At 39.9% G+C, this 11,955-nt stretch carries 9 protein-coding genes; 3 read left to right on the plus strand and 6 right to left on the minus strand.

Annotation, left to right across the window (positions count from 1 at the left end):
• Window positions 1-29: 29 nt before the first annotated feature.
• The gene (locus FKG96_RS03925) at window positions 30-1,772 is read left to right on the plus strand and encodes a S41 family peptidase (protein ID WP_130854576.1); all 1,743 of its coding nucleotides are present in this window, start codon (window positions 30-32) and stop codon (window positions 1,770-1,772) included.
• 4 nt (window positions 1,773-1,776) lie between these two features.
• Here FKG96_RS03925 and FKG96_RS03930 read toward each other — a convergent pair whose 3' ends face one another.
• Both FKG96_RS03930 and FKG96_RS03935 read right to left on the minus strand, forming a co-directional pair.
• Window positions 1,777-2,502: a LytTR family DNA-binding domain-containing protein gene (locus FKG96_RS03930; protein ID WP_013664689.1), complete on the minus strand. Its 726-nt coding sequence runs from the start codon at window positions 2,500-2,502 to the stop codon at window positions 1,777-1,779.
• A 16-nt stretch (window positions 2,503-2,518) separates the two neighbouring features.
• The gene (locus tag FKG96_RS03935) at window positions 2,519-3,526 is read right to left on the minus strand and encodes a sensor histidine kinase (protein ID WP_013664690.1); all 1,008 of its coding nucleotides are present in this window, start codon (window positions 3,524-3,526) and stop codon (window positions 2,519-2,521) included.
• 621 nt (window positions 3,527-4,147) lie between these two features.
• Between FKG96_RS03935 and FKG96_RS03940 the strand changes: the two genes are divergently transcribed.
• Window positions 4,148-4,519 carry a BlaI/MecI/CopY family transcriptional regulator gene (locus FKG96_RS03940; RefSeq protein WP_130854575.1) on the plus strand — a complete coding sequence of 124 codons (372 nt, stop codon included), beginning with the start codon at window positions 4,148-4,150 and terminating at the stop codon, window positions 4,517-4,519.
• Between the two features lie 24 nt (window positions 4,520-4,543).
• Window positions 4,544-6,175 carry a M56 family metallopeptidase gene (locus FKG96_RS03945; protein WP_130854574.1) on the plus strand — a complete coding sequence of 544 codons (1,632 nt, stop codon included), beginning with the start codon at window positions 4,544-4,546 and terminating at the stop codon, window positions 6,173-6,175.
• Between the two features lie 81 nt (window positions 6,176-6,256).
• Here FKG96_RS03945 and FKG96_RS03950 read toward each other — a convergent pair whose 3' ends face one another.
• From FKG96_RS03950 to FKG96_RS03965, 4 genes are all read right to left on the minus strand, one after another.
• Complete coding sequence (locus FKG96_RS03950; protein WP_041388021.1) at window positions 6,257-7,018, minus strand: succinate dehydrogenase/fumarate reductase iron-sulfur subunit; 762 nt, start codon at window positions 7,016-7,018, stop codon at window positions 6,257-6,259.
• 45 nt (window positions 7,019-7,063) lie between these two features.
• Entirely contained in the window at window positions 7,064-9,001 is a 1,938-nt protein-coding gene (locus tag FKG96_RS03955; protein ID WP_013664695.1) for a fumarate reductase/succinate dehydrogenase flavoprotein subunit, read from the minus strand.
• Window positions 9,002-9,048: 47 nt separating this feature from the next.
• Window positions 9,049-9,822: a succinate dehydrogenase cytochrome b subunit gene (locus FKG96_RS03960; protein WP_130854573.1), complete on the minus strand. Its 774-nt coding sequence runs from the start codon at window positions 9,820-9,822 to the stop codon at window positions 9,049-9,051.
• 343 nt (window positions 9,823-10,165) lie between these two features.
• Window positions 10,166-11,719, minus strand: a complete 1,554-nt coding sequence (locus FKG96_RS03965; RefSeq protein ID WP_013664697.1) for a Do family serine endopeptidase — start codon at window positions 11,717-11,719, stop codon at window positions 10,166-10,168.
• Window positions 11,720-11,955 lie beyond the last annotated feature (236 nt).

Consider the following 11,955-nt stretch of genomic DNA (forward strand, 5'->3'; position numbering starts at 1 on the left):
TTGATCCTCTATCAATAAAATGCAAGCTGATGAAAAGATTAACCAAACGTAGTCACATCGTTAAGCTGTTAGTAGGACTTGTAGTTGGAGTCTTGTTCATGGCTTTCACGTTCGTTAAAGATGATTTCTTTGAGATTGGAAAAAATCTTGAGATCTTCTCAGCTCTTTACCGACAAGTCAGTATGACTTATGTCGAGGATGTAAATCCAAATCTCTTAATGAAAAAGGGAATCAATGCCATGCTGGAAGAATTGGATCCCTACACCGAATTCGTGCCTGAATCAGATTTAGATGATTTTCGTCTTAGGTATATAAACACACAATATGCAGGATTGGGTGCCAAGATTGTAAGTTTAGAAGATAAAAGTATTCAAATTGCCGAAATATTTGAGGCCTATCCTGCCCATAAAGCAGGGTTGGAGGTGGGAGACGAAATTATACGTATCAACGGCCAGGCGGTTAAAGGAATGACTTCGGAAGATGTTAGTCATCTATTAAAGGGGGAAGAAGGGACCGTAATTGAACTGGGCATCAAAAAGAACCTGACCGGAACCCTGGAAAATATCAAAGTTACCCGTCAGAACATCATACAGCCTAATGTGAGCTATTCGACTACACTGCCCGGAAATATAGGTTATATAAAACTGGATAAGTTCCTAACCGGCGCTGCGGATGAAGTTCGCAAAGCGATTCTTGAAATGAGGCGAACAGCTCCATTAAAGGGGCTTGTGCTGGATTTACGTGATAACGGAGGGGGAATACTGCAGGAATCGGTGAAGATTGTAAATTTTTTTGTTCGGCAAGGACAGGAAGTAGTTTTTCAACAAGGAAGACAAGGGGATAACCGATTTACTTATATCACGAAGCAAGCTCCTTTAGCCCTTCAATTACCTTTAGTTGTATTGATCAATGAGCGCTCGGCTTCTGCCTCTGAAATAGTGGCGGGTGCGTTGCAAGATTTGGATCGTGCGGTAGTTATAGGAAAAAAGAGTTTCGGGAAAGGACTCGTGCAACAAACCTATCGTTTGCCTTATAATAATTTAGTAAAAGTAACGGTAGCAAAGTATTATACACCCTCAGGCAGATGCATTCAAGCGCTCGACTATGCGCACAAGGATAACCGGGGCAAGGCGATAAAGATTAATGATAGTTTAATCACGGAGTTTAGTACGGTAAATGGAAGAAAAGTATATAATGGTGACGGTATATCGCCTGATATTGAAATAAATGAACAAGCCCAAAGTATGATTGTACAGGAGTTGAAAAATAAATTTTTAATTTCCGGTTATGCCAATCAGTATTATCATAAACATAGTTCGCTAAAAGACCTTCAGTCGTTTCGGCTGTCGGATGAAGATTATAGCGACTTTTTGACGTATCTATCGGCCCATAATTTCACCTACAGTACACGTTCGGAAAAGGCTCTTCAATACTTGCGGTCAGAGCTGGAAAAGGAAAGTCGGAGCGAGCAGGTTGCAGACGAATTGAAAGTCCTTGCGCAAAAGATAAGGTCGCACAAAAATCGAGACTTAGTACTTTATAAAGAATATATAAAGGGACAGCTTGAAGAAGAGATTGCGTCGCGGTACTATTTTCAGAAAGGTAGGTATCGTGTAGCATTAACGAAAGACGACGCTACAAAAAAGGCTCAACAGATCTTAGCCGCGACCGATATGTTGGTTTATAATAACGTGCTTTCGGGAAAAGGTAACTATCATATTATTGGAAAGCCGAAGGTCCACCTAGCCTCTGCGGAGCCCTTGAATAATTGAACTTTTAACCATGTTTTTCGCCGATGCGTTTAAAGAAGGAATCCCGGTAGGTATCTCCTATTGGAATCAACTTTTCTTTTAACGAGATCCGGCCACGTTCTATACTCTCAATTTTTTCCAAAGCTACGATGTATGACTTATGAACGCGGACGAATCGCTCCTCGGGAAGCGTTTCTTCCATCTTTTTCATATTTTGAAGGGTTATTATCCGTTCACTGGAAGTATAAATCGAGATATAATCTTTGAGCCCTTCGATGTAATAAATGTCATCATAGTCGACACGTTGAATCTTATGCTCTGTTTTTACGAATATAAACTCACTGTTTTTATTATGATTCTGTGATTGATCAACCGAGGAGTTTTTTGGAGAAAAATGAATCTTTTGACTAATGACTTTCTGAATGGATTTATAAAACCTATCAAAGGCAATGGGTTTTAGTAAATAGTCAGTGACGTTCAGCTCGTAGCCTTCGAGCGCATATTGAGGGTAAGCCGTGGTGAGAATTACATCACATTTTCCATTTATGATTTTTAAAAATTGGATGCCGGTTAATTCCGGCATTTGTATGTCCAGGAAGACCAGATCAATTGCCCCTTGTTGTACCAAGCCTAAACCCTCGATGGCATTGGTGGTTGTTGCTGATAAGGTAAGCTCCGGTACTTTTTGAATATAATCTGCTATAATATCTAATGCCAAAGGTTCGTCATCAACTACTAAACATCGTATCATGGTTTATGAATTTGCTTTATAAATATACAAATAATTCGCTGCTGTAATAATCTTCGTTATCGTGTACAATGAAGCTATGCTTGTCGGGATACCCAAGCTCCAACCGCCTTTTTAGATTGGTCAGGCCAATTCCTCCGGACTTATCTTTATTTAGCTTGTTCTTCTTGTTCTGCGCTTTGAAGTGCAGGCGACTATTCTGAACTTCAACGGTGATTCTAATCGGATGTTCCTTGTCTGTTGCAACGCCATGCTTGAAAACATTTTCAAGAAAGGAAATTACTAACAGCGGCATGATGCGGTGCTGATAATTGTCGATGTTGATATGAAGATCCAGATACACTTGTTCCTTAACCCGAAGTTTTTGGAGTTCTATATAATTTTCCAGGTAATTTATCTCTTCTTCTAAGGACACCTTCTCGTCATTGCTTTCATATAGCATATAACGCATAATTTCGGATAATCTCAATATGGCTTCCGGTGCTTTATCTGATTTTTGGTAGGCAAGTGAATAAATATTATTGAGCGAGTTGAAAAGAAAGTGTGGGTTAATCTGCGTCTTTAAAAAAGCCAGCTCTGCGTTCAGTTTTTCCGTTTCTAGTGTTTTCCTTGCCTGTTCCATTTGATAGGAATTTGTCGCCAGCCGAAAGGCATAACCTAGTAGCATAAAAAACAGGGTGATTATAATGGCTGAAGTAAAGTATTCTGCTTTGGTTAAGGTTCGTTCCATATGGTCACCGTAACGCATAAGAATAGGTTCATTATAGACGGCGATTGTCAACTTAATGAGCGCGCAAACAAATAAGCAGCAAGTGGAGATAATAAAGCCCGAAAGGTAACGCTTGTTTCCAATAAAATAAGAGGCAGTAAAGAAATAAGTAAAATAAAAGATTCCAACATTAAATACCGTGAACAGACTGTAAAAGATTAAATGCGGAAGACTGTTCTTATTGTCATTTGCCAAAAATAATAGGGTGGCTAAAATAAGCCAAACGAGTATATGGTAAAGGATGTGACTTCTCTTCATGTAGGCTAAGCGCTCTTATTTTTATATTATGCTTTTATAGCTGCTTACAAGGTAACAAATATATCTTTTATGTGGCAATTTAGGTACTCTTGATATACTAACGGCCCCGCTTAAGCGATGAACTTGCTAATACAGCCGATGTAATGAATCTCCTGTTTGTCTAGAAATATAAAGCGTTAGTCTAAAAAACTTTATTAAAAAAGAAAACACTCGTTTATTTGTATCATAATAATTAAGAAAAAAAATGAACACCTTAACTCCTAAAAATATGAAAACGCTTTTATCGAATATTTCTCCATTCTTGCTGTTATTGATACCGATATTAATAGCAGCTTTGGTGATATGTACGCATGTCAATACAGAAGTCATACAAAGATCCGCAGATTTAAATGCCTCCTTTGTTACGATCCCTAAATATTTAAACGTGAGGGCTCTTCTTTTCTGATTCGGTTAAGATAGCGGAACTGTTTTTTAAGGAGAAAAGGTTGTAAGATTTTCCCCATCATATATTTTTATGGACGCCCATTTAATAGGGCGTTTTTTTTTATTTTAAAATAACTAAGAAAATAGTTGTAAAACTAAATATTTAGTTTTAAGTTTGTGTTATTAACCGGAAAATATATGGAAATCAAAGAATTAACACGCGCTGAAGAGCAGGTTATGCAAGAGCTTTGGAAGCTGGGTAAAGCTTTTGTGAAGGATATCATTGAGCAAATGGACGAACCCAAACCTGCATACAATACCGTATCTACAATCATTCGCATTCTTGAAGCCAAAGGTTTTGTTGATCATGAAAGTTTTGGGAAAAGTCACCGTTACTTTGCCAAGGTGAGCAAGGATGCCTATAAAGAGTTTGCGACGGGCAAATTGTTATCTGGGTATTTTGATAATTCACCTCGCAGTATGCTGTCGTTTTTTTTACAAGAGCATAAGCTGGATGTAAAGGAAACGGATGAGCTATTAAGACTGCTGGAAAAAGCGAAAAAGAAGTAAAGTGTACACCTTATAATACTAATTATGATGAACTATCTGATTATAGCCAACATCTATTTAACCCTGTTTTACGGCTTTTATAGGTTTTTCCTAGCGAGAGAGACATTTTTTCAGTTGAATAGAATTTATTTGGTGGCGACCACCGCCTTATCGTTTATTCTGCCAATGGTTCACTTGGAGTGGTTACAGAACGCTTTTGGATCATCAACGGTTTTTGTTGCTAGATCAAGTTTAGATGCAGTAACCGTTGATATAGGAGTAAGTCGGGATACAGCTAGCCCTTTTAGAGGGATAAATATACCTCTATGGATTTACTTGTATATGGGAGGTGTACTGGCGCAAGGACTGCTGCTTATCAGGAAAACGAGACGATTAATAAAGCGATTGCAGGCAAACAATCGTGGAGACGCCTATTCTTTCATGCGTACCATTAAGGTAGATACGAAGCAGGAGGGCAGCGCGAAAGTGATGGCGCACGAGTTAGTACATGTGCAGGAGTGGCATACGCTGGACGTGCTCTTCGTTGAGTTGATTAAAATTTTCAATTGGTTTAACCCTGTAATTTATTTTTTGGCAAGTTCACTCAAGTTGACACATGAGTATATTGCTGACGAAAAAATAAATGCGAGTCACGCAGATAAAATTGCTTATGCCGAGTTGCTGATTAGCCGTACCTTTTCGGTATCATCATCCGTCTTAACGAATAATTTTTTGAATCAATCGTTTATAAAAAATAGGATTGTTATGCTTTTAAAAGACAAATCAAAAAGACCCGCATTGCTAAAATATGTTTTGGCTGTGCCATTGTTTGCTGCTATGTTAATATTTTCATCAGCAAAAGTGAGTGATAAGACCAAGCGTTTAACCGACTTTGCTCTTGGAGCTCCAGTGGGAGGTAACTTTTACAAGTTAGTTGGCAGTAATATAAGGTATTTACCAGAAGCTAAAACCAATAATGCAGAAGGAAGTGTAGAAATTGCCTTCGAAAAGAATAATAGTTCGATCGAAGCGAAGGTTCTGAATACGATAGGCTATGGACAGGAGATGGAGGTTTTGCGTGTATTGAAATTGCCAGCGGTAATGAATGAAACGCCGACAGGAAAGAATATACTTCGTGTGAGTTTTAGAATGGAATATGATGGTAAGGAAGGAAATAGTCAATCTAAGGGGAAATATTCTTCGACTAAGTTGGTGGGATATGAAAACCTAGAAGAAATTATTATTGTTGGTTACGGTTCTTCTACTAATAAAAATAAATTATTGAGTAACCAGCAAGACAGTACCTGGGAAAATATTGCTGATTTTAATGATTTAGATGTGCAGCCAACTTTTCCGGGTGGGATAAATGCCTTTTACAAGTGGATCGGAGAGAATTTTAAGTACTCTATGGAAGCGAAAGAGAAAGGTATTTCAGGGACGGTTTTAGTGTCGTATATAATAGAAAAAGACGGAAGTTTGAATAATATTAAAGTAGTTGAAGATTTGGGTTATGGAACAGGGCAAGCTGCTCTCGATTTGTTAAGTCACTCACCCAAATGGTCCCCCGGGCAGAAAAACGGGCAGGCTGTTCGAGTTATGTATAATCTTCCAATCCGATTAAATTTAGCTACTCAGAAACAAAACGAAACATCTAAGCAGAAAGCTTCAAGTCTTTAATAATCTAAACTAATAGAATGAAAAAAGCGGTATCCTCCAAAAGAGGAACCGCTTTTTTTGCTTAGTTAGTGTAAAACGGTTTTATGAATGAGCAGTTTTTTCTTTAAAGAACTTCGCATTAAAGTAATCTCTATTCATTCTCGCAATATTTGTCAACTTAATGCCCACCGGACATTCTGCTTCACAAGCCTTTGTAACGGTACAGGCACCAAAACCTTCTTTATCCATTTGCTCTACCATAGCCTGTGCTCTTTGGTAACGTTCTGCCTGTCCTTGCGGCAATAGTGCATATTGTGATATTTTCGCCGAAACAAATAACATGGCAGAGGCATTCTTACAAGCCGCGACGCATGCTCCACATCCAATACAGGTAGCTGATTCAAAAGCTTCATCCGCCTTTGGTTTGGGAATTGGAATAGCGTTTCCGTCAGGAACGCCACCGGTGTTCACGGATACATATCCACCTGCCTGTTGAATGCGGTCAAAAGCCGTACGGTCAACCGCTAAGTCCTTGATTACCGGAAAAGCCGCAGCTCTCCAAGGTTCAATGACGATAGTTTGTCCATCGTGGAAGCTGCGCATATGTAATTGACAGGTGGTTGTTCCTTGCTTAGGACCATGTGGCTGCCCGTTAATATGCAGCGAACACATGCCGCAGATACCTTCACGGCAATCGTGATCAAAATATATGGGATCTTCTCCCTTTCTTGTCAGGTCTTCGTTTACAACATCAAGCATTTCTAAAAATGACATATCCGAGGAAATACCATTTGCTTGTATTGTAACAAATTTACCTTTTGTATTTTCATTTTTTTGACGCCAAACTTTTAGCGTTAAATTCATTGTTCTTTCTTCACTCATGATGCTTTATATATTTGAGTGGTTAAATTATTTATAACTTCTTTGGGTCAACTTCACATTCTCAAATACGAGTGCTTCTTTGTGAAGTGTTTCCGGTTGATTATCACCGTTATACTGCCATGCTGCTACATAAGCGAAATTGTCATCGTCCCGCTTTGCTTCACCTTCCGGGGTAGCGCTTTCCTCGCGGAAATGGCCGCCGCAAGATTCACTGCGATTTAAGGCATCATCAACCATTAATTCGCCAAGTTCTAAGAAATCGGCTACGCGACCGGCTTTTTCCAATGACAGATTTAGCTCTTCGTTCTCTCCTAAGACGGTGACATCACTCCAAAATTCCTTTCGAAGTTCTTGAATCATTACTTTTGCTTTTTTCAACCCTTCTTCATTTCTAGCCATACCGCAGTATTCCCACATAATGTGGCCAAGCTTCTTATGAATGTCATCTACGGTTTTCGATCCCTTAAGGCTAAGAAGTTTTTTGACCTTCTCTTCTACTTCTTTCCGGGTAGTTTCAAAAGCAGGATGATTTTTGTCAACCGGAGCAAAGCTTCCCAAGCTGGTTAGGTAATCACCTACAGTATATGGAATTACAAAGTAACCATCGGCCAAACCCTGCATGAGTGCAGAAGCACCCAACCGGTTTGCTCCGTGGTCAGAGAAATTACATTCACCCAAAGCATATAGACCAGGGATACTGGTCATCAGATTATAGTCAACCCATAATCCCCCCATGGTGTAGTGTACAGCCGGATAAATACGCATAGGTTGTTTGTATGGATTTTCATCCGTAATCTGATAGTACATATCAAAGAGGTTGCCGTATTTAGCGCGTACCGTATCTTCGCCCATCCGTTGGATGGCCTCTGCAAAATCAAGAAATACCGCTAGTCCGGTTTTGCCGACGCCTCTTCCCTCATCGCACATCATTTTAGCATTTCTGGAAGCCACATCACGGGGAACCAGGTTACCGAAGGACGGATATTTCCGCTCCAAGAAGTAATCTCTATCGTCCTCTTTAATGTCCGACGGCTTTAACTGTCCTTTTCTGAGCTTCTCTGCTAATTCAACTGTTTTAGGCACCCAAACTCTACCGTCATTACGTAATGACTCGGACATCAAAGTTAACTTCGATTGGTGGTCGCCAGTTACAGGAATACAGGTCGGGTGAATCTGCGTGTAACAAGGATTCGCAAAGAAAGCACCACGTTTGTGCGCTCTCCAGGCAGCAGTTACGTTACATCCCATGGCATTTGTAGATAAGAAGAAAACGTTGCCATATCCGCCGGTACACAATAGAACCGCATGCCCTTCATGCGACTCGATTTTACCCGTTTTTAAATCACGGGTAACAATGCCTTTCGCATGTCCGTCAATCATTACCACGTCCAACATCTCATGACGAGTATAGGATTGTACTTTGCCGGCATTAATTTGGCGGTTCAGTGCAGAATAGGCGCCCAGTAAAAGTTGTTGCCCCGTTTGACCGCGAGCATAAAAAGTACGGGAAACCTGTGCTCCACCAAAAGAACGGTTGTCTAACAAGCCGCCGTATTCCCGGGCAAATGGAACGCCTTGTGCTACACATTGGTCGATTATATTGACCGAAACCTCAGCCAAGCGATATACATTGGCTTCACGGGCTCTATAATCGCCTCCTTTAATGGTATCGTAAAATAAGCGATATACACTATCGCCATCATTTTGATAATTTTTAGCAGCGTTTATACCGCCCTGTGCGGCAATGGAGTGCGCACGACGGGGGCTGTCCTGATAACAGAATGTTTTTACATTATAGCCTAGCTCGGCAAGCGATGCCGCAGCAGAAGCTCCTGCTAATCCTGTTCCAACTACAATGATGGTAAACTTACGTTTATTAGCAGGGTTAACTAACTTAAGATTGAATTTATGTTTTGACCATTTTTCGGCTAATGGGCCTTCTGGTATTTTAGAATCTAACATCATCTTTATTCTATTTTTATCACAATTCCGGCGAACCGGGAAAGTGAATTTTATTTACAAAAGAAAAAATACAATGGCATAGCAGCAAAGGCTATCGGAATAATAACGCCAAACAGCCATACTGCAAGAAAGCGCACAATCGGCACATACTTTTTATGATCGAAACCCAGTGATTGGAAGGCACTGTTAAAACCATGAATTAAGTGAAAAGATAAGGCCGCCATTGCCAGTACATAAAAAGCAACTAGAACCGGGTTTTGGAAGGCATATTCTACCTGCTTATATAAATCGCGCGCTTTCGTCACCTCTTCTCCGTTTTCAGTAAACTTTTGATAATCTGTAAAATCTGATGCATTTAGCTCCGTAACCTGTGTTTCTAGCGTATTTAAATTGGTGCGATACTCTATATAAGGCACTTCATCGTTATGGAATTTCCACCAAAAATTGGCCATGTGAGTTGCGATGAAAACCAAAAGCACGGTCCCTAAAATACCCATGTTTCTCGAATTCCAAGTACTGTTTTTATTACCCGCATAACTTGCATAACCAACAGGACGAGCTTTCTTATTATGTAAGGTCAATAATAAGGCATAGATAGCATGGATTATAATAGACGCATACAATAGATAGGACACTGCCTTAATGGGAGGAAAGTGTGTCATGAAGTAGGCATAGTCATTAAAAGCCTTGCCTGCATCATCCTTAAATAATTGGAGATTACCAATCAGGTGTACTATCAGGAATGTACATAAGAACAAACCTGTTAAGGCCATGATTAGTTTTTTCCCTAATGTGGAAGTTAATGCTTGATTAAAACTACTCATTTTGTGTGTTAATTTTATTAATGGTAGGCAAAGCTATTTATTTGATTTAATAATGACATAATAATGGCTATCTATTTACGCAATTTAGAATGGTTCTAATTTTTGACCATTTTTACACAATTTTATAACCGATTTTGTATGTCTCTTTTTGAGGCGATCCTCGGTCTTTTTTTTGAAATCAAGCTTAAACGAGTTGAAGAAGAAGGCTTTATATAATTAATTTGAAATAAACAAGTCCAGGAGGTTCGATGATTGGCAGAAGACGCTGATCCTGGATGTCGTATAACAAAAAAGGGCTCTTCTTGCGAAGAACCCTTTCTGTTTAAAGGTTATATATACTATGTTATTTTAAAGGGAATGTCGACGTATAACGAGCCCCGTCTTGCGTAACACCGCTAAGCTGAATCATGTCATTCTTGCCATATGCTAATGCGCTTTCGACATCATCCACATTATTAACCGGTTTACCATTGATCGCTGTAATGATAAATCCTTTTGGAACATTGTATTCGGCAAATAAACCGTCTCTCCTCACTTCAGATACGACAACACCCGAAGAAATGTTGAACTTCTTTTTCAATTGTGCATTTGCTGGAATGAAGCCTGCGCCTAGCTTGTTGTAAAGTTCAGCGGTACTACGGTTACTACCACTCTTGCCTTCTTTATCTGACTTAATGGAGTCATCTCCTTTCAAGGTTACAACTACTTCTTTTTCCTTTCCATCGCGTTTGTACGTCAACTTAACTTTATCACCAGGGCGTAGTCTTGCTACACGCTCTTGTAGGTCTGGACTTGAGTAGATTACATTTCCGTCAATTTTAGTGATGATATCACCTTTTTTCAAACCTGCTGCGGCACCGCCTCCATTTGGCACTACACTATTGATGTAAAGACCATTAATTTCGGCAACACCCAATTCTTTCGCTACTTCGGTATTGAGCTCTTGGAAGGTTACGCCTACATAGCCGCGTTTTACGCTTCCATATTTTACAAAGTCATCGGCAATCTTTTTAACCAGGTTAACCGGTATGGCAAAACCGTAACCGGCATAGTAGCCACTCTGCGACATAATGGCAGCATTTATACCAATTAACTCGCCGTTGGCATTTACCAGTGCACCGCCACTATTTCCTTTATTGATCACTGCATCGGTTTGAATAAACGATTCGACTGCAGAGCTCGCCGGTATATTATTCGGATCTGCGCCATTTTGCTGCCACTGCTGGTAAAGTTCTTGTCTCTGTTGATCAGCTAATATACCGATGGCGCGACCTTTCGCACTGACGATACCCGCTGTAACGGTCGATTGTAAACCTAAAGGATAGCCCACAGCTAAAACCCACTCGCCAATATTTACATTATCTGAATTACCTAATTTAACAATTGGGAGATTTGTTGCATTAACTTTGATTAATGCCAAATCAGTATTCGGGTCGCGGCCAATGATTTTGGCATCATAAACCTTTTTATTGGTAAGTTCAACGGTGATTTTATCAGCTCCTTCCACCACGTGATTATTCGTTACGATATAACCGTCATTGGAAATGATTACCCCGGAACCTGAAGCCCTTGCCGGCTGCGCTTGACGCTGACGTCCTCTCGGTGCGCCAAAAAATTCCTCAAACATATCCTGAAAAGGATCACCGCCCGATCGACCCGATTGCTCATATTCTGTTTTAATGTGAACGACTGCGGGAGTAACTGCTGCGGCCGCTTGCGTGAAATCAAGATTACCGGTTGAAGCTGCTATGTTACTTGGGTTATTCGCATAGTGAAGTTGTTGCCGCTCTTCAAACGACATTTGGCTAATTTGTTTCTTCTCCAACAATTTGTAACCTCCAACAGCCACCGCTCCACCAATAAGGGCTGTTAGTAGTGTCAATCCTATTTTCTTCATTTTCTATTTTATTTTTTAGCGGTTTGTACCATTATGCGGAGCTTGATGACTTATTACCGGGATGTTGCTTTTTTTCGTTCAAGGAAAATTCGATAAAAATTTGGACCCCTAGTAAAAGTCCTTCGCTCTCCTGTTTGTTTTAGTCAAGTCTGCAAACTTTGATTTGACTCTTTCAAAAGTAATACCATTTGGTGCTTAAAGCCAAATTTTTGGCTTGTCATTTCTGTTAAAAAATG

Source organism: Olivibacter sp. LS-1, from assembly GCF_008245145.1.
Taxonomy (GTDB): domain Bacteria; phylum Bacteroidota; class Bacteroidia; order Sphingobacteriales; family Sphingobacteriaceae; genus Olivibacter; species Olivibacter oleidegradans.